Source organism: Rhizobium sp. PP-CC-3G-465 (assembly GCF_004343445.1).
GTDB lineage: Bacteria > Pseudomonadota > Alphaproteobacteria > Rhizobiales > Rhizobiaceae > Ferranicluibacter > Ferranicluibacter rubi.
In genome coordinates this window covers 1,364,350-1,383,929 of record NZ_SLYH01000001.1, presented here as the reverse complement: position 1 = coordinate 1,383,929, position 19,580 = coordinate 1,364,350, and the positions used below count along the sequence as shown (strand labels likewise).

At 63.7% G+C, this 19,580-nt stretch carries 20 protein-coding genes and 1 tRNA gene; 16 read left to right on the top strand and 5 right to left on the bottom strand.

The window, feature by feature from the left end; translation table 11 throughout:
* The first annotated feature begins 36 nt into the window (after positions 1 to 36).
* The 6 genes from C8J33_RS06475 to C8J33_RS06450 all read left to right on the top strand — a co-directional run bounded on the left by C8J33_RS06475 (position 37) and on the right by C8J33_RS06450 (position 5,916).
* Positions 37 to 1,359, top strand: a complete 1,323-nt coding sequence (locus tag C8J33_RS06475) for a L,D-transpeptidase family protein (RefSeq protein WP_132446954.1) — start codon at positions 37 to 39, stop codon at positions 1,357 to 1,359.
* 387 nt (positions 1,360 to 1,746) lie between these two features.
* The gene (locus C8J33_RS06470) at positions 1,747 to 2,142 is read left to right on the top strand and encodes an endonuclease domain-containing protein (RefSeq protein ID WP_110799597.1); all 396 of its coding nucleotides are present in this window, start codon (positions 1,747 to 1,749) and stop codon (positions 2,140 to 2,142) included.
* Between the two features lie 145 nt (positions 2,143 to 2,287).
* Entirely contained in the window at positions 2,288 to 3,586 is a 1,299-nt protein-coding gene (gene glyA, locus C8J33_RS06465; RefSeq protein WP_110799596.1) for a serine hydroxymethyltransferase, read from the top strand.
* 12 nt (positions 3,587 to 3,598) lie between these two features.
* On the top strand, positions 3,599 to 4,072 hold the full coding sequence (nrdR, locus tag C8J33_RS06460) for a transcriptional regulator NrdR (protein ID WP_110726391.1): 474 nt from the start codon (positions 3,599 to 3,601) through the stop codon (positions 4,070 to 4,072).
* Positions 4,073 to 4,087: 15 nt separating this feature from the next.
* On the top strand, positions 4,088 to 5,299 hold the full coding sequence (gene ribD / locus C8J33_RS06455) for a bifunctional diaminohydroxyphosphoribosylaminopyrimidine deaminase/5-amino-6-(5-phosphoribosylamino)uracil reductase RibD (protein WP_132663480.1): 1,212 nt from the start codon (positions 4,088 to 4,090) through the stop codon (positions 5,297 to 5,299).
* Positions 5,299 to 5,916, top strand: coding sequence for a riboflavin synthase (locus C8J33_RS06450; protein ID WP_132663479.1), 618 nt, complete (start codon positions 5,299 to 5,301; stop codon positions 5,914 to 5,916). The genes ribD and C8J33_RS06450 overlap by 1 nt, the downstream gene beginning before the upstream one ends.
* An 18-nt stretch (positions 5,917 to 5,934) precedes the next feature.
* On the opposite strand, the gene C8J33_RS06445 is transcribed toward C8J33_RS06450, so the two are convergent.
* Positions 5,935 to 6,453, bottom strand: coding sequence for a GNAT family N-acetyltransferase (locus C8J33_RS06445; protein ID WP_132663478.1), 519 nt, complete (start codon positions 6,451 to 6,453; stop codon positions 5,935 to 5,937).
* A 170-nt stretch (positions 6,454 to 6,623) separates the two neighbouring features.
* On the opposite strand from C8J33_RS06445, the gene ribH reads away from it, so the two are divergent.
* Entirely contained in the window at positions 6,624 to 7,085 is a 462-nt protein-coding gene (gene ribH / locus C8J33_RS06440) for a 6,7-dimethyl-8-ribityllumazine synthase (RefSeq protein WP_132663477.1), read from the top strand.
* Positions 7,082 to 7,567 (top strand): transcription antitermination factor NusB, encoded by a 486-nt coding sequence (gene nusB / locus C8J33_RS06435; protein ID WP_110726387.1) that lies wholly within the window; start codon positions 7,082 to 7,084, stop codon positions 7,565 to 7,567. The genes ribH and nusB overlap by 4 nt, the downstream gene beginning before the upstream one ends.
* Positions 7,568 to 7,653: 86 nt before the next feature.
* Here the strand turns inward: nusB and C8J33_RS06430 are convergent, their stop codons facing one another.
* Complete coding sequence (locus C8J33_RS06430; protein ID WP_245507073.1) at positions 7,654 to 8,619, bottom strand: bifunctional helix-turn-helix transcriptional regulator/GNAT family N-acetyltransferase; 966 nt, start codon at positions 8,617 to 8,619, stop codon at positions 7,654 to 7,656.
* Positions 8,620 to 8,894: 275 nt separating this feature from the next.
* On the opposite strand from C8J33_RS06430, the gene C8J33_RS06425 reads away from it, so the two are divergent.
* Positions 8,895 to 11,030 (top strand): sodium-translocating pyrophosphatase, encoded by a 2,136-nt coding sequence (locus C8J33_RS06425; protein WP_132663476.1) that lies wholly within the window; start codon positions 8,895 to 8,897, stop codon positions 11,028 to 11,030.
* A gap of 131 nt (positions 11,031 to 11,161) precedes the next feature.
* Here the strand turns inward: C8J33_RS06425 and C8J33_RS06420 are convergent, their stop codons facing one another.
* Positions 11,162 to 11,698, bottom strand: a complete 537-nt coding sequence (locus C8J33_RS06420) for an outer membrane protein assembly factor BamE (protein ID WP_165910671.1) — start codon at positions 11,696 to 11,698, stop codon at positions 11,162 to 11,164.
* A gap of 141 nt (positions 11,699 to 11,839) precedes the next feature.
* On the opposite strand from C8J33_RS06420, the gene C8J33_RS06415 reads away from it, so the two are divergent.
* The 6 genes from C8J33_RS06415 to C8J33_RS06390 all read left to right on the top strand — a co-directional run bounded on the left by C8J33_RS06415 (position 11,840) and on the right by C8J33_RS06390 (position 16,438).
* On the top strand, positions 11,840 to 12,433 hold the full coding sequence (locus C8J33_RS06415; RefSeq protein WP_132664473.1) for a ubiquinol-cytochrome C chaperone family protein: 594 nt from the start codon (positions 11,840 to 11,842) through the stop codon (positions 12,431 to 12,433).
* On the top strand, positions 12,430 to 12,981 hold the full coding sequence (locus C8J33_RS06410; protein ID WP_110799588.1) for a YceD family protein: 552 nt from the start codon (positions 12,430 to 12,432) through the stop codon (positions 12,979 to 12,981). The genes C8J33_RS06415 and C8J33_RS06410 overlap by 4 nt, the downstream gene beginning before the upstream one ends.
* Positions 12,982 to 13,198: 217 nt before the next feature.
* On the top strand, positions 13,199 to 14,257 hold the full coding sequence (gene plsX / locus C8J33_RS06405) for a phosphate acyltransferase PlsX (RefSeq protein WP_110726379.1): 1,059 nt from the start codon (positions 13,199 to 13,201) through the stop codon (positions 14,255 to 14,257).
* A gap of 7 nt (positions 14,258 to 14,264) precedes the next feature.
* Positions 14,265 to 15,236: a beta-ketoacyl-ACP synthase III gene (locus C8J33_RS06400; protein ID WP_132663474.1), complete on the top strand. Its 972-nt coding sequence runs from the start codon at positions 14,265 to 14,267 to the stop codon at positions 15,234 to 15,236.
* 117 nt (positions 15,237 to 15,353) lie between these two features.
* Positions 15,354 to 15,692, top strand: coding sequence for an integration host factor subunit alpha (locus tag C8J33_RS06395; protein WP_062468629.1), 339 nt, complete (start codon positions 15,354 to 15,356; stop codon positions 15,690 to 15,692).
* 203 nt (positions 15,693 to 15,895) lie between these two features.
* The gene (locus tag C8J33_RS06390; protein ID WP_092933195.1) at positions 15,896 to 16,438 is read left to right on the top strand and encodes a MerR family transcriptional regulator; all 543 of its coding nucleotides are present in this window, start codon (positions 15,896 to 15,898) and stop codon (positions 16,436 to 16,438) included.
* 894 nt (positions 16,439 to 17,332) lie between these two features.
* Here the strand turns inward: C8J33_RS06390 and C8J33_RS06385 are convergent.
* Positions 17,333 to 17,409 (bottom strand) — tRNA-Pro (locus C8J33_RS06385).
* A 227-nt stretch (positions 17,410 to 17,636) separates the two neighbouring features.
* On the opposite strand from C8J33_RS06385, the gene C8J33_RS06380 reads away from it, so the two are divergent.
* The gene (locus C8J33_RS06380; protein ID WP_132446991.1) at positions 17,637 to 18,182 is read left to right on the top strand and encodes a BA14K family protein; all 546 of its coding nucleotides are present in this window, start codon (positions 17,637 to 17,639) and stop codon (positions 18,180 to 18,182) included.
* Between the two features lie 140 nt (positions 18,183 to 18,322).
* Here the strand turns inward: C8J33_RS06380 and C8J33_RS06375 are convergent, their stop codons facing one another.
* Entirely contained in the window at positions 18,323 to 19,576 is a 1,254-nt protein-coding gene (locus C8J33_RS06375; RefSeq protein WP_245507072.1) for a glycosyltransferase family 4 protein, read from the bottom strand.
* Positions 19,577 to 19,580 lie beyond the last annotated feature (4 nt).

The window sequence follows — 19,580 nt, the reverse complement described above, 5'->3', positions numbered from 1 at the left end:
GCGAAATTTGCCTCGCAGCATCTGATGGTAGGGATCATGTCGAAGAAAAACGGAATCGATGCTCATAGCCGCCGCGCCTTCCTGCGCTCCGCCGCCACGCTCGGCGCGGCAGCCTGGGCCGGTGGTGCGTTCGCGCAGGACGCGCTTGTGGACATCATCAACGCGCCGCGCCGCGGCGTGTGGGACGATCAGTTCGACGCACAGGCTTCGCGCACCGCGCTGGCTGTCTCGTCGAACAATCCGATCTTCAGCATGGAGACCATCTACAACACGCAGACGGCGATCGGCCAGTATCAGCGGATCGTGTCGGCCGGCGGCTGGCCCGAGGTCAATCCGTCGCAGCGTCTGGAACTCGGCGTTTCCGACCCGTCGGTGCGGGCACTGCGCCAGCACCTGATCGCCGCTGGCGATCTCGATCAGTCGTCCGGCATGTCCGACAGCTTCGACAGCTATGTCGATGGCGCGGTCAAGCGCTTCCAGGCCCGCCACGGCCTGCCGCCGGATGGCGTGCTCGGCGAATACTCGCTGAAGGCTCTGAACATCTCGGCCAATGTGCGCCTGCAGCAGCTGAACACCAATCTCGTGCGCCTGCAGTCCATGTCGGGCGATCTCGGCATGCGCCACGTCGTGGTCAACATTCCCGCGGCCTATATCGAGGCGGTGGAAAACGGCCGCGTCGTGCAGCGCCACACGGCCATCGTCGGCCGCCTGTCGCGCCCGACGCACATCATCAATTCCAAGATCTACGAGGTCATCCTCAACCCGTACTGGACTGCGCCGCGCTCGATCGTCGAGAAGGACATCGTGCCTTTGATGCGCAAGGACCCGGAATATCTCAAGAAGAACGCCATCCGCCTTATCGACGGGCAGGGCAACGAGGTCTCGCCGGAAACGATCGACTGGAACGCCGACAAGGCTCCGAACCTGACGTTCCGCCAGGACCCGGGCAAGATTAACGCGATGGCGTCGACGAAGATCAACTTCCACAACCCGAACAACGAATACATGCACGACACGCCGTCGCAGGGCCTGTTCAACAAGCTCGCGCGCTTCGAAAGCTCCGGCTGTGTGCGCGTGCAGAACGTGCGTGATCTCACGACCTGGCTCCTGCGGGACACCCCCGGCTGGACCCGCCAGCAGATCGAGGCGACCATCCGCTCGGGCCAGAACAACCCGATTAAGCTCGCGGTCGAAGTGCCCGTCTACTTCAAGTACATCACTGCCTGGGCCGCTAAAGACGGTGTCGTCCAGTTCCGCGACGACATCTATCAGATGGACGGCGAACAGGAACTCGCGCTCCAGACGACCGCCGGCATCGAGCCGGTCACCGGCGGCCTGGATGGCGGCATCGCGCAGTAGGTTTTGATGGTGAGATGAATTTCGACGGCCGCGCTTCCTGGGAGCGCGGCCGTTTTTGTTTGTGGGTAGGCTGCCCCTTATCCGGCTGCTGCCGACCTTTCCTTTTCCCCGCAGGCGGGGCGAAGGAGGATGTGGCACGCACTCACGATACGCTCGACAATGCGTGGGCCATGTCCCCTCGCCCCGCAAGCGGGGAGAGGGTTAGGGTGAGGGGCCATCTGTGACGTTCATGGTTTCAGTTAGCGTCTGCCCCTCATCTGCCTGCCGGCATCTTCTCCCCGTTTTGACGGGGAGAAGAGACGTGTGGCTGCGGTTGCATTCCCCTCGTCAACGTCGCAGCACGGGCTTCTTCTGCCGACAGGCGGGCAGTCCCGGAGCGGAGGGTGTATGCGAGGGCCGAACGAGAAGAGAACTGAGCGGGCGCGCACACTACGCCAAGTGGATAATGATGCCGAGCTCTTGTTGTGGCGTGAACTGCGAGGAAGACGGTTGAACGGTCTGAAGTTCGTGCGGCAGCTGCCGATCGATCGCTATTTCGCGGATTTTGCTTGTCGGGACGTTCGTTTGGTCGTGGAAGTGGACGGTCATCAGCATGCGGGCAGCGATTACGACCGGGTGAGGAACGCGCATATGGCTGCCAATGGCTGGAACGTTGCCCGCTTCTGGAACAGTCACGTCCTGTATGAAATGCGGTCGGTTCTGGAAACCATCGTGGCAATCGCTGAAGGCCGTCTGACTGAACCGGTGGCCTCGACCGATCTGACGCTCGTGTTGGCATCCTAGCTGCAGGCTTTCTGAAGCAACGATCACACGACCTCCCCACCCACAGCGCAGACGCCGCGGCAAATGGCGCAAAACGCGGGGTGCGGGTTGCCCTTGGCATGCGAGGGAGATAAACACCGTGCCACCGCCCTACAGGAGCCTGATCATGAGCGATGCAGCCGCCAACGACGTCTTCTTCAACCGGTCTCTCGCCGATAGCGATCCGGATATTTTCGGTGCGATCGAGAAGGAGCTGGGTCGCCAGCGCCACGAGATCGAGCTGATCGCCTCCGAAAACATCGTCTCGCGCGCCGTGCTCGAAGCCCAGGGCTCGATCATGACCAACAAATATGCCGAGGGCTATCCGGGCAAGCGCTATTACGGCGGCTGCCAGTTCGTCGATATCGCCGAGGAACTCGCGATCGACCGCGCCAAGCAGCTGTTCGGCGTCAACTTCGCCAACGTCCAGCCGAATTCCGGTTCGCAGATGAACCAGGCCGTGTTCCTGGCGCTGCTGCAGCCGGGCGACACCTTCATGGGTCTCGATCTCAACTCCGGGGGACACCTGACGCACGGTTCGCCGGTCAACATGTCCGGCAAGTGGTTCAACGTCGTCTCCTACGGCGTGCGCGAGGAAGACCATCTGCTCGACATGGATGCGGTCGCCGAAAGCGCGCGCAAACACAAGCCGAAGCTGATCATCGCTGGCGGCACGGCCTATTCCCGCATCTGGGACTGGAAGCGCTTCCGCGAGATCGCCGACGAGGTCGGCGCGTGGCTCATGGTCGATATGGCGCATATCGCCGGTCTGGTCGCCGGTGGCCAGCACCCGTCGCCGTTCCCGCATTGCCACGTCGCCACCACGACGACGCACAAGTCGCTGCGCGGGCCCCGCGGCGGGATGATCCTGACGAACGACGAGGATCTGGCGAAGAAGTTCAATTCGGCCGTCTTCCCCGGTCTTCAGGGCGGTCCGCTGATGCACGTCATCGCGGCGAAGGCGGTCGCCTTCGGCGAGGCGCTGAAGCCCGAGTTCAAGGATTACGCAGCGCAGATCGTCAAGAACGCCAAGGCGCTCTCGCAGACGCTGGTCGATGGCGGTCTCGACATCGTCTCCGGCGGCACCGACAACCACCTGATGCTGGTCGATCTTCGCAAGAAGAACGCGACGGGCAAGCGGGCGGAAGCCGCGCTCGGCCGCGCCTACATCACCTGCAACAAGAACGGCATCCCCTTCGATCCGGAAAAGCCCTTCGTCACCTCCGGCGTGCGCCTGGGCACACCGGCCGGCACGACGCGCGGCTTCAAGGAAGCCGAGTTCCGCGAGATCGGCAACCTGATCGTTGAGACGCTCGACGGCCTGAAGGTCGCCAATTCCGACGAGGGTAATGCGGTCGTGGAAGCCGGCGTACGCGAAAAGGTCGTCGCGCTGACGGGCCGCTTCCCGATGTACGGCTACCTGTAAGGCTGGCACGGCATGCGCTGCCCTTTTTGCGGATCGGAAGACAGCCAGGTCAAGGACTCGAGACCTGCGGAAGACGGCGCGGCCATTCGCCGCCGCCGCATCTGTCCGGATTGCGGTGGGCGTTTCACGACGTTCGAGCGCGTGCAACTGCGCGAGCTCATGGTGCTGAAAAAGACCGGTCGGAAGGCACCTTTCGATCGGGAAAAGCTGATGCGTTCGTTCGAGATTGCGCTGCGCAAGCGGCCGGTGGAACGCGAGCGGATCGAGCGTGCCGTCTCCGGCATCGTCCGGCGGCTGGAAAGCTCGGGCGAGAGCGAGATCGCCTCGGAGGAAATCGGCCTGCAGGTGCTGGAAGCGCTGAAGGGTCTCGATGACGTCGCCTTCGTGCGCTACGCCTCCGTCTATCGCGATTTCTCCCATGCGGAGGATTTCGAAAAGGTAATGGCGGAACTTTCGGCCAAGATCGCCCGCGACCCCGGCGCCTGAGCGGAAGCGGCGGACATGACACCTCCCGACGACACACATGCCAATCCCGCCGCCGCCGATGCGAGAGGAAGCGGTATTGAAACCGGCTTGGTCAGCGGTACGGAGGCGGATGCCCGGCTGATGGCGGAAGCGATCGCAGTCGGGGACGGCCATCTCGGTCTCACCGGCAGCAACCCCTCGGTCGGCTGCCTGATCGTGCGTGACGACGGGGCGGGGCCACGCGTCATCGCCGCGGCCGTCACTGCCCCCGGCGGGCGGCCGCATGCGGAAACGCAGGCGCTGGCGCAAGCCGGCGAGGCGGCGCGCGGTGCCACCGCCTATGTCACGCTCGAACCCTGTTCCCACCACGGCCACACAGCGCCCTGCGCAGAGGCGCTGATCCGGGCCGGCATCGCCCGCGTCGTCATCTCGGTGGTGGATCCCGACACGCGCGTCTCCGGCCGCGGCATCGCCATGCTGCGCGAGGCCGGCATTTCCGTGGAAACAGGCGTGCTGGAAGCGAGAGGCGAGCGTGCGCTCGAAGCGTATCTCATGCGCAAGCGCCTCGGCCGTCCGCATGTGACGCTGAAGCTCGCTGTGTCGCGCGACGGCATGATCGGCTCTCGCGCACTCGGGCCGGGTTATGGGCAGGTCGCGATCACCGGGCCGGAAAGCCGGGATTATGTGCAGCATCTGCGCGCCCGGTCGGATGCCATCCTCGTCGGCATCGGCACTGTTGTCGCCGACGATCCGGAACTGACCGTGCGGTTGCCGGGGCTCGAGGATCGCTCGCCGGTGCGCATCGTGCTCGATGGAAACCTGCGGCTTTCACCCGACAGCAAGCTCGCCCGCACGGCCGCCCGAGTTCCTGTTATAGCGGTGGCTGGCGTGCTATCGCCGGATGATGGAGAGGTGGATGCGCACGGGCGGCAGGCCCGGGCGGATGCCCTGTCGGCGCTCGGCGTCGAAGTGCTCGAATGGGATCCGCGCCGGCTCGATCTGCTGCTGCCGGCGCTGGCCAGCCGCGGCCTGTCTTCGCTTCTGGTGGAAGGGGGCGCGCGCACCGCAGCCTCGTTCCTCGATGCGGGCATGGTCGATCGTCTGCTGCTTTTCACCGGATCGCCAACCATCGGCGCACAAGGGATTGCATCGCCCGTTCGCTCCGGTCTTGTACCCGCGCCATTCATGCATACGTCTGGCGTGGCCTTTGGGCCCGACCACTTGGATATTTACGAGAGGACACCCTGATGTTCACTGGCATCGTGACGGATATCGGCAAGGTCGAGAGCGTGACGCCGCTCGATGAGGGCGTTCGGCTGCGAATCGCAACGGCCTATGACCCCGCCACCATCGACATCGGCGCCTCCATCTCCCACTCCGGCGTCTGCCTCACCGTGACGGCACTGCCGGAGGCAGGCGCCAACGACCGCTGGTTCGAGGTGGAAGCCTGGGAAGAGGCGCTGAGGCTGACGACGATCGCCGACTGGTCGTCCGGCGCGCGCATCAACCTCGAGCGGGCGCTGAAGATCGGCGACGAACTGGGCGGTCATATCGTGTCCGGCCATATCGACGGCACGGCCGAGATTCTTTCGGTGGAGGCGGAAGGCGAGGCGACGCGGTTCCGTCTCAATGCGCCCGAACATCTCGCCCGCTTCGTCGCGCCCAAGGGCTCCGTCGCACTCGACGGGACGTCGCTCACGGTCAACGCCGTCAACGGCACGGAATTCGACGTGCTCCTGATCCGCCACTCGCTGGAGGTCACCACCTGGGGCGACCGGAAGGCCGGCGACCGCGTCAACTTCGAGGTGGACACGATGGCGCGCTATGCCGCGCGGCTGGCCGACTTCCCGGCACAGGGCGTCTGACGCCTTCGTACAACATGACTATCTCTCGCAGAGAACGACCTGCGCACCATGATAGACGGTGCGGGCCGTCTCGCGGAAGCCGAGCTTTGAGGCAACGCGCAGTGACGCGATGTTGCCAAGATCGATAAGGCAGGTGCGGCGGGCCTTGGGATAGGTTCGCTCGCCCCACTTCAGGGCGGCGGACACCGCCTCGGTGGCATAGCCCTGGCCATGGGCCGCGGGCGAAAGCGCCCATCCGGTCTCCATCGTGCCTTCGAGGGAGGGCTGGATGACGCGGTGCAGATCGTGAAAGCCGGCTTCGCCGATGAAGGCGCCGCTCTCCCTGTCCTGCAAGGCGAAGAACCCGAAGCCGAAATAATGCCACATACCGACCTGCCGCAGAAACCGCGTCCAGGCCTGCTCCCGCGAGAACGGCACGCCGCCGATGAAGCGCACGACCTGCGCATCGGCAAAGAGGCTGGCATAGGCCGGGAAGTCGTCGCGGCGATAGGGGCGGAGGATGAGGCGTTGTGTCTCAAGGGTCGGAACGGTGTGCATGAACGCCTTCTTAAACGCGAATCGCGCGTACCGCAAAGCTGCCCTGCGCGCCGGGAACGGGAAAAGGCTTGCCATTCCGGCTTCGCCGTGGTTTTACCCGTGCCTCTGCCGGCAAAGCGACCGGCTATTTCCACATTCCATTCTGCCTCCATTTCCAGACAGGTGAACCGATGGCCGAGAGCGTCAAGCCCCATATCCTCATCGTCGAGGCCCGTTTCTACGACGACATGGCAGATGCGCTGCTCGACGGCGCGACATCCGCGCTGAAGGACGCCGGCGCGACCTATGACGTCGTGACCGTGCCCGGCGCACTCGAAATTCCCGGCGCGATCGCCATGGCCCTCGACGGCATCGACAATGGCGCCACCGAATATGACGGCTTCGTCGCGCTCGGCATGGTCATCCGTGGCGAGACCTACCACTTCGATATCGTCGCCAACGAGTCCTGCCGCGCGCTTATGGACCTGACCGTGAGCGAAAGCCTTGCCATCGGCAACGGCATCCTGACGGTTGAGAACAACGAGCAGGCCTGGGTTCGCGCCCGCAAGTCCGAAGGCGACAAGGGCGGCTTTGCCGCGCGCGCAGCCCTGACGATGATTGCGCTGAAAGCCAAGCTCGGAGGCGAACAGTGAGCACTCCGAACGAACAGACGCCGCCGGTCAAGCAGGCGAACCAGCGCGGTGCCGCGCGTCTCGCCGCCGTGCAGGCGCTCTACCAGATGGATATCGGCGGCACCGGCGTGCTGGAGATCGTCGCGGAATACGAGACGCATCGCCTCGGCCAGGAGATCGACGGCGATACCTACCTGAAGGCCGATGCTTCCTGGTTCCGCTCGATCGTCTCCGGCGTGGTGCGCGACCAGCGCAAGCTCGATCCGCTGATCGGCGCGGCGCTGCAGGACGACTGGGCGCTGTCCCGTCTCGATTCGACCGTGCGCGCCATCCTGCGCGCCGGCACCTTCGAGCTGACCGAGCGCAAGGACGTGCCCGTGGCCGTCATCGTCACCGAATATGTCGAGATCGCCCGCGCCTTCTTCGAAGAAGACGAGCCGAAGCTCGTCAACGCCGTCCTCGACCGCATCGCGCGGCAATTCAGGACGGACGTGCGGAAGTAGATCGTTTTTTCAACAGTCTGCCGGAACACTGAAGACTCACCCGTCCAGGGTTTAAGACAGACTGTCTGACAGGTCGCGCGGCCTCACTAGGACACGGGCTGGGCCGCCTTGCGGACAAAGCGCTGTTCGGTGACCTCTTCGCCCCATTGCCGGCCGGGTTGTTCGTTCACCAACGCAAAGCCGTTGGCCTCGTAGAGGTGCCGTGCCGCGTCCAGTCCCCGGAACGTCCAAAGGTGCGTTTCGGTGAAGCCCGTGCGGTCGCAGAAGGACAGGGCTTCGTCGAGCAGGCGACGGCCGGTGCCGCCTCCGCGTTGCCCTTCATCGACGATGAACCAGCGCAAATGGGCAAGGCCTGCGCCCAGATCCTCGCCATCGATCGCCACGCTGCCGACGATTCTCCCGCTTTCCACAGCCGACCAGAGCCCATTGACCGGCCTGTCCAGCCTTTGGACGAACGCGGCCAATCCCGCCGCAACCTGGGCTTCGAAGTAGGCGCCGAAGCCGACGCGACGATAGAAGGCTGCATGCATCTCGGTCGATCTGCCGATCATGCCGGATCGATATCCGCTTTCGATCGTGACGGCCGGGCGATCGATCCGCCCAGTATCGGTCCTGCCGGCATGAAGCGCGTTGGTGTAGGTGCGAAGGCCAGCCAGCACCGCTTCGCGGTCCGTAACCTGCAGCCGGGAGAGGGCGGCGGCAACCTGCGATGTGGCAAAGGCATGAATGGCGGCAACAGTGCCCTGTCCCTTCGTCGTCAGGCTCAGGCACTTCGTGCGGCCGTCGCCGTTGCTGCTTTCCTCCTTGACCTCGCCCGCATCGACAAGTTTGCGGACGAGGCGGCTGACGCTTGATTTTTCCAGGCTGAGCAACGTGCAGAGCATGCCGGCCGTTATCGCCGGATGTGCCTCGATCTCAATAAGGGCGTGAACAGCGGATGGTGCCAGATCCGTGCCGGCAAGCGTCGGCTCGAGGAAGCCGAGCTCCCGCACGAGACCTCGGGATGCATCGCGGATGGAGCGGATCATCTCGTCGGAGCCTGTCGATAGCATGATGATCTCCAAGGTAGTTGTACCGTACAACTACCTATCATCAGATTTTCGGTTGTCAAAGGCGGGGTTGTCCCGGGAGCTGAAAGACAGAGTCTCGCGTCATCCTGAGATGTTCCGATTTCATCGCCAGCATTGGCCCGCGATCCCCGCTTGACCTCGCCGATTCTCCGCCGCACTCTTCACCTGGGCCCGGCGCCGCGAGGAGGCGGTGCAGGGAGGGGACGGGATCGGCGGAGCAGTGTGCGGCGCGGTCTCCAAAGGAGGAAACAGACGACATGATTGTTCTACTGGGCGTAATTCTTTGCGGGCTGGTTTCGGTGGCCTATGCCATCTGGGCAACGCGGTCCGTGCTGGCTGCCGATCAGGGCAATGCCCGCATGCAGGAGATTGCAGGCTATATTCGCGAGGGCGCGCAGGCCTATCTCGCACGGCAATATCTCACCATCGCCATCGTCGGCGCCATCGTCTTCGTTGCGGCCTGGCTGCTTCTCTCGGGCACGGCCGCCATCGGCTTCCTGATCGGTGCCGTTCTCTCGGGCGCGGCCGGCTTCATCGGCATGCATGTCTCCGTGCGGGCAAACGTGCGCACGGCGCAGGCGGCGTCCGTCAGCCTTTCGGCTGGCCTCGATATCGCCTTCAAGTCCGGGGCCATCACCGGCATGCTGGTCGCGGGTCTCGCGCTGCTCGGCGTCTCCCTTTACTACCTCATCCTCACAGCCGGGCTCGGCCATGCCCCCGGCGACCGCGAGGTGATCGATGCGCTCGTCTCGCTCGGCTTCGGCGCGTCGCTGATTTCGATCTTCGCCCGGCTCGGCGGCGGCATCTTCACCAAGGGGGCCGATGTCGGCGGTGATCTCGTCGGCAAGGTCGAGGCCGGCATTCCCGAGGACGACCCGCGCAACCCCGCCACCATTGCCGACAATGTCGGCGACAACGTCGGCGACTGCGCCGGCATGGCGGCCGACCTGTTCGAGACCTATGCCGTCTCGATCGTCGCGACCATGGTGCTGGCGGCCATCTTCTTCGCCGGCAGCGCGGCGCTGGCCACCACCATGGTCTATCCGCTCGCCATCTGCGGCACCTGCATCATCACCTCGATCATCGGCACCTTCTTCGTCAAACTCGGCTCCAACGGCTCGATCATGGGCGCGCTCTATCGCGGCCTGATCGTGACCGGCCTCCTGTCGATCGTCGGGCTCGCTCTGGCGACGACGGTGACCGTCGGCTGGGGCGTCATCGGCACCGTCGATGGCAAGGAGATCACCGGGGCGAGCCTGTTTGGCTGCGGCATCCTCGGTCTCGTGGTGACCGCTCTGATCGTCGTCATCACCGAATACTACACCGGCACCAACAAGCGCCCGGTCAACTCCATCGCCCAGGCCTCCGTCAGCGGCCATGGGACGAACGTCATCCAAGGGCTGGCCGTCTCGCTCGAATCGACAGCACTGCCCGCCATCGTCATCGTCGGCGGCATCATCACGACCTACCAGCTTGCCGGCCTGTTCGGCACCGGCATCGCCGTCACCGCCATGCTCGGCATCGCCGGCATGATCGTGGCGCTCGATGCCTTCGGTCCCGTGACCGACAATGCCGGCGGCATCGCCGAGATGGCGCATCTTCCGCCGGAAGTCCGCAAGTCCACCGATGCACTGGATGCCGTGGGCAATACGACCAAGGCGGTGACCAAGGGCTATGCCATCGGCTCGGCCGGGCTCGGCGCGCTGGTGCTGTTTGCAGCCTATGCCAACGACCTGAAATACTTCGCCGCCAATGGCGACAAATATCCCTACTACGCCGATGTCGGCGTGATCTCCTTCGATCTTTCCAACCCCTACGTCGTCGCCGGGCTGATCTTCGGCGGCATGATCCCCTATCTCTTCGGCGGCATCGCCATGACGGCGGTCGGCCGGGCGGCAGGCTCGGTGGTGGAGGAGGTGCGCCGGCAGTTTCGCGAAAAGCCGGGCATCATGGCCGGCACGGATAAGCCCGACTACGGCCGGGCGGTGGATATGCTGACCAAAGCGGCGATTCGCGAGATGATCGTGCCGTCTCTGCTGCCGGTCCTCGCACCCGTCGTCGTTTATTTCGGCGTGCTCGCCATCTCGGGCTCCAAGGCCTCGGCCTTTGCCGCGCTCGGCGCGTCGCTGCTGGGCGTCATCGTCAACGGGCTCTTCGTCGCGATCTCCATGACATCGGGCGGCGGCGCCTGGGACAATGCCAAGAAGAGCTTCGAGGACGGCTTCGTCGACAAGGACGGGCAACGCCACCTGAAGGGCTCGGACGCCCACAAGGCGTCCGTTACCGGCGATACGGTAGGCGATCCCTACAAGGACACTGCTGGCCCGGCCGTGAACCCGGCGATCAAGATCACGAATATCGTGGCGCTGCTGCTGTTGGCCGTTCTCGCCTGAGACGGTTTCCGGTCGATCAGACCGGAAACCCTATGAGCAGCGTGCAGGCAAAAAGAAACCCGCAGCGCCCTCGGCGCTGCGGGTTTTGTCGTGTCGTCCCCTCGGTCTATCGAAGGGCGTGCGAGGTAGCCTTACAGGCCGCCGCTGTTGCCGCTGCCCGAGAGAACGGAACGCGCCATGCCCTTGCCGATGCCGTTGCCGGTCAGAAGCTGGCTGAGGAAGGTGAGTTCCTTGCCGCCTGTCGGTGTGGTGCGGGAGATCATGTCGAAAACCTTGCCGTCCTGCTGCGTATAGTGCGCGAGCTGGGACACGGTGCCGTCCTTGTCGAAGTAGACGGCGAGAATGCTCTGGTCGATCAGCTTCGGCTTCATGAAGGCGACCGGGCGGCGGCGCTTCTGCGAGATGTAGTAGAACACCTCGTTGTCGAAGGTCGCCGTGGTCGAGGGCGTGCCAAGCGAGAGCAGCACCTGCTCGCGGCTGGAGCCGACGGGCACGAGGGCCAGCGTCTCCTGATCCACCACATAGCCCTGATTATAGGTCTGCGACACGGTGAACAGGTCGCCCGTGCTCTGGCAGCCGGCCAGGAGGCCCGCGCAGAGCGTGACGGCGAGGCCCGTTCGGTTCAGAAACTGCATGTCGGACTTGAAAAAACGTCTCGTCAACGACATCTCCCTTGAAGATACGCCGGCAGATGCGCCATTGCTTTTCGTGCCTGCTTCGGTAAACCAGCTTCCGCGATCATGCAACAAGACGATGCGCGTACCCCCGGTGTTTCAGAGTGTTTGAAGCGGGGAAAGTTGGGCTTAATGATGTTTTTCGGGCTGTTCGGCAAAAAAAACGGCAATGCCGCCATCGTCGCCCGTCAGTACGACCTCCTGACGGCCGCAGCGCGCCAGCCTGTGCTCTATGAAAGCATGGATGTGCCAGATACCGTCATGGGACGGTTCGAAATGGTCTCGGCCGTGCTGATTCTCTACTTCCGCCGCACAAGGGCCTCCGCCCGGGCAGGGCAGGAGATCGCGCAGGAGATCGTGGATGCCTTCTTCGAGGATGTCGACCACTCGATCCGCGAACTCGGCGTCGGCGATGTCAGCGTGCCCAAGCGCATGAAAAAGCTGGCCTCCATGTTCTATGGCCGGCTGGAGAGCTATTCCGCAGCACTCGACCAGGGCGACCGGCCGGCGCTGGAGGCAGCACTCCGACGCAATTTTCACCCGAAGGCAGAGGGGCATGCACCTTCGATGGCAGCCCTTGCCGCCTATATGATGTCCGCCGAGGCCGCGCTGACCGCGACCGGCGAGGACCAGGTCGAGACCGGGGCACTGGCGATCCCCACACCGGAGGCTCCGCCGATGCCGGAAACATTGACTGCAGACGACGCTAGACAAAGGAATGACCTGTGAAGCCCGATGAAATCTCCGCCTATTCCCATCCGGTCAAGGTCAGCACCCTTTCTGCCAGCCTGACGAACCTGCGTCTTGAGGCCGACGCGCAGGCGCTGGAAGCGCTGGCGCGCCAGTGGAACGTGACGGAGGTCCGTAGCCTCAAGGCCGACCTGCAGATCGCTCGCTGGAAGAAGGACGGGGTACGGGTGAAGGGCCGGGTGATGGCGGATCTGGTGCAGGAATGCGTGGTGACGCTGGAGCCGGTGGAAAGCCACATCGACGAACCGGTGGAAGCGACCTACGTGCCGGACGGATCGAAGCTCGCCCGCGCGCTGACCGTCGAGACTGCCGAGATGGTGGTGGACCCCGACGGTCCGGATGCGCCCGACATCTTCGTCGGTGATACGATCGACATCGGCCAGACGGTGGCCGAGCATGCGGCCATGGCGATCGACCCCTATCCGAAAAAGGCGGGTGCGGCCTTTCCGGGCCACATCGAAAGCACCGAGAAGGACGACAAGCGCCCGAATCCGTTTGCCGCCCTGAAGGACTGGAAGAAAGACTAAAAGCGAGAGCGAATTGCGCCTGTTCATCGGTTTTTCAGGTATGACTTATGGAAAAACAGGCATTTTGGCGGAAAACCGGCCGCCCGAACTGCGGGATCGGCTCGCATTCCCCGGCGTGAACGGTTAAGGACCACTTCGTGTCGCCATGCGCGATCGCCAGCGCGATCCGGCGCGGGCGGGCAGGCGGGCACGAAACGGACAGCAGGATAGGAAACACGTGGTCAGAATTTCCCTCGATCTGATGGGCGGCGATCATGGTCCGCAGGTCATCATCCCCGGCGCCGCCAAGGCGCTCGAGCGGCATCCGGACATCCGATTCGTGCTCTATGGTCTGGAGGCGGAGTGCCTGCCGATCCTGGAGAAGTACCCGAAGGTCAAGGCGGCGAGCACGTTCCACGCCTGCGAGATCGCCATCGCCATGGACGAGAAGCCGAGCCAGGCTCTACGCCGCGGACGCGGCAAGGCTTCCATGTGGCAGGCGATCGACGCGATCAACCGCAATGAGGCCGACGTCGTCGTCTCCGCCGGCAATACCGGCGCGCTGATGGCCATGTCCGTCTTCTGCCTGCGCACCATGGCCGGCATCCAGCGCCCGGCGATCGCGGCGATCTGGCCAACGCTCAAGGGCGAGAGCATCGTGCTCGATGTCGGCGCGACGATCGGCGCCGATGCCCAGCAGTTGATGGATTTCGCCCTGATGGGCGGCGCGATGGCGCGCGCACTGTTCGAGATGGACCGTCCCACCATCGGCCTCCTGAATGTCGGCGTCGAGGAGATGAAGGGCCAGGAAGACGTCAAGGAAGCCGGCAGGCTGATCCGCGAGGCCAATCTCGACGGAATCGACTATTTCGGCTTCGTGGAAGGCGACGATATCGGCCGTGGCACGGTAGATGTCGTGGTCACCGAAGGCTTCTCCGGCAATATCGCTCTGAAGGCCGCCGAGGGCACCGCCCGCCAGATCGCGGAATATTTGCGCGCAGCCATGTCCCGTACTCTTTTGGCCAAGATCGGCTATATACTGGCGAAAGGCGCCTTCGACCGCCTGCGCGAGAAGATGGATCCGCGCAAGGTCAATGGCGGCGTGTTCCTCGGCCTCAACGGTGTGGTGATCAAGAGCCATGGTGGCGCGGATGCCGAAGGTTTTGCAGCAGCGATCGATGTCGGTTACGACATGGTCCGCAATGGTTTGAAAGCCAAGATCGAGACCGACTTGGACAAATACCGCGCGACCCGGGCCCCCGAAGGGACGCCGACGGGTGCCGGTGGTGAGGTTTGACAAAGACATGATCCGTTCTGTGGTTCGCGGGTTCGGGGCAGCGCTTCCGAAACAAGTGGTGACCAATCGTGACCTGGAGGCGAGGGTCGACACGACCGACGAGTGGATCGTGCAGCGAACCGGCATCCGTCAGCGCTACATCGCCGGCGAAGGCGAGACGACGGCATCGCTCGGCGAAGCCGCCGCACGCGCAGCCCTCGACCGCGCGGGCCTGACGCCGACCGACATCGACGTCATCATTCTCGCGACCTCGACGCCGGACAACACGTTCCCGGCAAGCGCCGTCAATATCCAGGCGCGGCTCGGCATGCATCACGGTGCCGCCTTCGACATACAGGCGGTGTGTTCCGGCTTCGTCTATGCCATGGCAACGGCCGACGCTTACATTCGCGGCGGACTTGCGCGCCGTATCCTCGTCATCGGGGCGGAGACCTTCTCCCGAATCATCGACTGGAACGACCGCACCACCTGCGTGCTCTTCGGCGACGGTGCCGGCGCCGTGGTGCTGGAGGCCGGGGAGGGCGACGGCACGATCGCGGATCGCGGCATCCTGACCGCTCACCTGCGCTCCGACGGTGCCCACCGCGAAAAGCTCTATGTCGATGGCGGCCCGTCCTCCACCGGAACGGTCGGACATCTGCGCATGGAAGGCCGCGAGGTCTTCAAGCATGCCGTCGGCATGATCACAGACGTGATCGAGCAGGCCTTCGAGGCCACGGGCACCACCGCCGACGACATCGACTGGCTGGTGCCCCACCAGGCCAACCGCCGCATCATCGACGGCTCGGCAAAGAAGCTCGGCATTCCCCCGGAAAAGGTCGTCATCACCGTCGATCTCCATGGTAACACCTCGGCCGCCTCCATTCCCCTGGCGTTGAACCAGGCCGCGTCGGACGGGCGCATCAAGCAGGGCGACCTTGTTCTGCTCGAAGCCATGGGCGGCGGTTTCACCTGGGGCTCCGTCCTCATTCGCTGGTAGAGGAAAAGCGAGCGGGCGCTGGTAGATGAAAAGCGTTGGGAATGAAGGCCTTGACCCACGTGGTCAACGGCAATACTCTTCCCGGCAATCGATATTCCAGAACATCGGTGGGGGATCATGAGCGGTAAAACGGTAACGAGAGCAGACCTCGCAGAGGCTGTTTTTCGCAAGGTCGGCCTGTCGCGCACCGAATCCGCCGAACTGGTCGAGACGGTCATTGACGAGATCTGCAACGCCATCGTTCGCGGGGAAAGCGTTAAGCTGTCCTCGTTTGCGACCTTTCAGGTGCGCGACAAGAACGAGCGCATCGGCCGCAACCCGAAGACGGGCGAGGAAGTGCCGATCTCGCCGCGCCGCGTCATGACCTTTAAGGCCTCCAATGTGCTGAAGCAGCGCGTGCTCAAGGCGCATCTGGCCCGCAAGGCCAAGCAGAAGCCGGCCGCACCGGCACCTTGAGGGCGCACCGTGCCGGCGATTTTCGCGGCACCGAACGGACGCATCTGTTTTTTCCGGTTGAAAACCCTCGCCTAAGCCGTTGAAAGACGGCCCGATTGTGCGATCATGCCCCACAGAGCGGATCGTCGTCCCGAATCGGGACGCGGCGGCACCCGGCCACGGCTTTCAAGGCTCGTGGCGCACCTGGCGTGATTGAGGACGATATGGACAAGAGCCCGGATGCGTTTCGCACGATCAGCGAAGTCGCCGACGATCTCGACCTGCCGCAGCACGTGCTGCGCTTCTGGGAGACGCGGTTCATCCAGATCAAGCCGATGAAGCGGGGCGGGGGCAGACGCTATTACCGGCCCGAGGATGTGGACCTGCTGAAGGGCATCCGCCACCTGCTCTACGACCATGGCTACACCATCAAGGGCGTGCAAAAGCTTCTGAAGATGAACGGCAACAAGTTCGTGGCGGCGATCGCCAGCGGCGACCTTGCCACCGTCGAGGCGCTGGCCGCAGCCAGCAACGACGAAGCGCCGTCGCAGCAGCAGCCCAAGGTCGGCATGCCCGACGACGACCAGATCGTTGGCCGCGCCAAACTCCCCACCAGCCGCCGCTTCTTCTCCTTCGGCAACGGCACCGACGACATGCCCGAAGTCTCCGTCGGCAAGACCTCCGTCAACAAGGAAGACCGGGCTCTGCTGCAGGAGGCACTGTATGATTTGTTGGAGTGCAAGCGGCTGTTGGATCAGGTTCGTTGAAGCCAGCGCGTGAACAGGTGCTTGCATAGAACACGACAGTGAGCATCAACATTCCACACGTCGTCCCGTTTCGCCGTCTGCATGTATTTTGTCGGTCGCGAACCTCTCGGCCGTCATCCCAGGCTTGATCTGAAATGACGGGGTTGAGGATTCGCCTGCGTCCAAAGATGACAATTGGGTACGGTGCAGAGCTTTGCCTATCGCGAGGCCAGCAAACAACGGTGCCGGCTGGCAAGCGGCGTCATCCTATCTCGGCAACGGCTTTGGCCGGGATGGGAAAGCTCCTTTTGCCTCATGAGCGCGCACTGTCGCGTTTGCGTACTTTGGTGGTCTCTGGGCTTTGACTTGGGTCGGCGCTGGACGCGGCACCCTTCGCCATCCATTCATCGTCATGCATTGGCGGACGAATTGATCTGCGGCAATAGCGTTTCCAAGCGCGTTGCCAATAGCGGCACCCGTAACATAGGATTGGCTTCCGTACGCAATGTACCCCGTCTGCGTACTTGAGGACATCATCTGGCATTGCGCCTCCACCATTTCCATATTCGGCGGGTTGGGCACAATCGGAACGTACATATAATTCGTTTGGCAAGCCGATAGCGTGGCAGCGCAAAGTGCTGCAATTACGATGTTTTTCACAAAATTCCCCCATACTTTACGGAGAAAAGAATAACTGCATGCTTACGTATTGCAAGCGGAATACACCTTTACCGGGAGGTTTGGGCGCGCGTGCTTAACGTGCTCCACTCGTTCCTGAGCACAAGCCGAATTGGCTCGATAAACATCAACTCAAAAAATTTGGTGGGGTGAGGTGCAATCGCTATCAGCAACAGCCTTGCTGTTCCGAGGAGCTCTGGGGGAGCTCGATTCAACCACTCAAATGGTTGATCTAAATGGTCGGAATGGCCGGATTCGAACCGACGACCCCTTGACCCCCAGTCAAGTGCGCTACCGGGCTGCGCTACATTCCGTTCCGAGGGAAGGCCTATATTCTCAGGCTGATAGGTGCAAGGGGAAAATGGGCTGGGCTTGAGAAAATGGTGGATTGGGGTCGACATTGCGGGGATGCCGGCTCCGCTAACGAGGTGGGGAGGGGTGAGAGGGGGCCAGTCGCGCTATTGTGATGGTCTTGGCGGCGACCGACATATTGTATCGCTTCCCTCGCGTTCTAACTTCCTTCCTACGGAAGGAGACATCCATGAAGAAACTCATCATTGCATTCGTGTCGCTCGTCACCGCGTTTTCCGGCATCGGGCCCGTCAGCGCCATGCCGTTGACGAAAATCGAGCCGGTCCAGACGAGAACGGACGTCCAGCAGGTCCGCGATCGGGTCATCATCCGCCGCCACAACGGGCGTGGTAACTGGAACCGTGACCGTGGCCATTGGCGGGGCAACCGGGGCGATTGGCGGGGTGATCGTGCGTTTCGCACGTTGAACGGCCACCGCGATTGGCGCGGCAACCGCGGCTACCGCTACGATCGCCGTTATCGCGACCGCTACTATCGCGACGGCTATTACCGGGATCGTGGCGTTGGACTTGCGCTGGGCGGCCTTGCTGCCGGCGCGATCATCGGCGGTGCGCTCAACTCCCAGCCACGCTACGTCCGTCCCGGCTATACGCGCGCCTATGGCGGCAACTCGCACGTTGCATGGTGCCAGGCACGCTATCGGTCGTATCGCGCCTATGACAATAGCTACCAGCCCTATAACGGCCCGCGCCGTTTGTGCAACTCGCCGTATTGAGGCTGATAGGCAGCCAGAGCGAGCCATTCGACAAAAAAGCAAACGCCTGCCGCATGTGCGGCAGGCGTTTTGCGTTTCTATGAGGCAAGAAGTCGGCGGCGTGTAGCCGGAGAGGCGGCCCATTCGGCCTCCTGCAGCCGTCAGCGGCGCGTGCCGAGCATCTTGTAGACGGCTTCGGTCTTGTCGATCATGACATCGAGGGCGAAGCGGGCGCGGGCATGGTCGGCGGCAGCGCGGAAGGCCTGGTATTTGGCGGGCTCGGCGAGCGTGATCATGGCGCTGGCGAGCTTTGTCGAGTCGCCGTCATTGGGAACGATGATGCCGGTTGCACCTTCCTCCACCGCCGTCGTCGCACCGCCCACGGCGGTGGAGATGATCGGTCGGCCGGCAGCGGCGGCCTCGAGCATCACATAGGACATGGCCTCGTAGCGGCTCGGCATGACGAGGCAATCGAAGGCGGGGATGGCCTGCGGGCCTGAGAAGGCGGAGGTGAGGTGGATGCGGCTTTGCAGGCCGCTTGCGGCGATGGCGGCGCGCACAGGCGCGTCCTGTTCGCCAAAGCCGATCATGATGAGATGGGCTTCCGGAAGCTTTGCCGCCGCGTGACGAAAGGCCTCAATCAGGCGCTCCGGTGCCTTCTGGTGCGACAGCCGGCCGACGAAGCCGAAGACGAAGGTTTCCGGCGTGATGCCGAAGCTTGCCCGCACCGTCATCGCCATGTCTTTTACCGGCTGCGAAACGCCGTTGACGATCACCGACATCCGGTTCTCCGGAATGCCGAGCGCGACGGCATGGCGATACTCGTCCTCCGAGACGCAGATGAGGTGATCGGTGAGGAACCGGCCGAGAAAGGTCTCGACCGAGCCGAACAGCTTGCGGCCGCTGGAGCCGAGCGTCGGATCCATCGTGCGGAAGGCATGCGGCGTGTAGATGCGCGGCACGTGCCGGCCGGGCAGGCGCAGGCGCGCGAGCGCTCCGGCCTTGGAGCTGTGGCCATGGATGATATCGAAGCCGCCGCGGGAGATGATGCGATTGAGCTTCTTCCACGAGGCGATATCGGCGCGGCCCGGCGAGCGGGTCATCTCGACCTTGTGGATGGCGGGAAGGCCGAGCGACTTCAGCTCGCGCACAAAGCTTTCCTCGGCGCGAAGCGGGGAGAAGACGGCCTCGACGCGGTGCCCGCGCCGCGACAGCCCGTGGCAGAGATCGAGGAAGTGCCGACCAGAGCCGCCGCCGGAAGGCTCCAGCACCTGCAGGATCGACAGCGAGGCGCGATCCGCGTCGGTCTCCGGATGTCCGGCAGGACCGGTTGCCGGCGTCGCCGATCCCTCTGGCCTGTCGGTCGCCTGCATGTCGGTCGCCTTCGTTTCCGTCGTCGAGGTCGGGGTGGTCATGAGG

What these genes read in the sequence shown, in the direction of transcription:
- C8J33_RS06475 (WP_132446954.1), top strand. Translation starts at nt 37, where the DNA reads ATGTCGAAGAAAAACGGAATCGATGCTCATAGCCGCCGCGCCTTCCTG.
- C8J33_RS06380 (WP_132446991.1), top strand. Translation starts at nt 17,637, where the DNA reads ATGAAGAAACTCATCATTGCATTCGTGTCGCTCGTCACCGCGTTTTCC.
- ribD (WP_132663480.1), top strand. Translation starts at nt 4,088, where the DNA reads ATGACACCTCCCGACGACACACATGCCAATCCCGCCGCCGCCGATGCG.
- C8J33_RS06430 (WP_245507073.1), bottom strand. Translation starts at nt 8,619, where the DNA reads ATGCTATCGACAGGCTCCGACGAGATGATCCGCTCCATCCGCGATGCA.
- C8J33_RS06445 (WP_132663478.1), bottom strand. Translation starts at nt 6,453, where the DNA reads ATGCACACCGTTCCGACCCTTGAGACACAACGCCTCATCCTCCGCCCC.
- glyA (WP_110799596.1), top strand. Translation starts at nt 2,288, where the DNA reads ATGAGCGATGCAGCCGCCAACGACGTCTTCTTCAACCGGTCTCTCGCC.
- C8J33_RS06450 (WP_132663479.1), top strand. Translation starts at nt 5,299, where the DNA reads ATGTTCACTGGCATCGTGACGGATATCGGCAAGGTCGAGAGCGTGACG.
- C8J33_RS06425 (WP_132663476.1), top strand. Translation starts at nt 8,895, where the DNA reads ATGATTGTTCTACTGGGCGTAATTCTTTGCGGGCTGGTTTCGGTGGCC.
- C8J33_RS06390 (WP_092933195.1), top strand. Translation starts at nt 15,896, where the DNA reads ATGGACAAGAGCCCGGATGCGTTTCGCACGATCAGCGAAGTCGCCGAC.
- C8J33_RS06415 (WP_132664473.1), top strand. Translation starts at nt 11,840, where the DNA reads ATGTTTTTCGGGCTGTTCGGCAAAAAAAACGGCAATGCCGCCATCGTC.
- C8J33_RS06420 (WP_165910671.1), bottom strand. Translation starts at nt 11,698, where the DNA reads ATGTCGTTGACGAGACGTTTTTTCAAGTCCGACATGCAGTTTCTGAAC.
- ribH (WP_132663477.1), top strand. Translation starts at nt 6,624, where the DNA reads ATGGCCGAGAGCGTCAAGCCCCATATCCTCATCGTCGAGGCCCGTTTC.
- C8J33_RS06395 (WP_062468629.1), top strand. Translation starts at nt 15,354, where the DNA reads ATGAGCGGTAAAACGGTAACGAGAGCAGACCTCGCAGAGGCTGTTTTT.
- C8J33_RS06375 (WP_245507072.1), bottom strand. Translation starts at nt 19,576, where the DNA reads ATGACCACCCCGACCTCGACGACGGAAACGAAGGCGACCGACATGCAG.
- nrdR (WP_110726391.1), top strand. Translation starts at nt 3,599, where the DNA reads ATGCGCTGCCCTTTTTGCGGATCGGAAGACAGCCAGGTCAAGGACTCG.
- C8J33_RS06470 (WP_110799597.1), top strand. Translation starts at nt 1,747, where the DNA reads ATGCGAGGGCCGAACGAGAAGAGAACTGAGCGGGCGCGCACACTACGC.
- C8J33_RS06400 (WP_132663474.1), top strand. Translation starts at nt 14,265, where the DNA reads ATGATCCGTTCTGTGGTTCGCGGGTTCGGGGCAGCGCTTCCGAAACAA.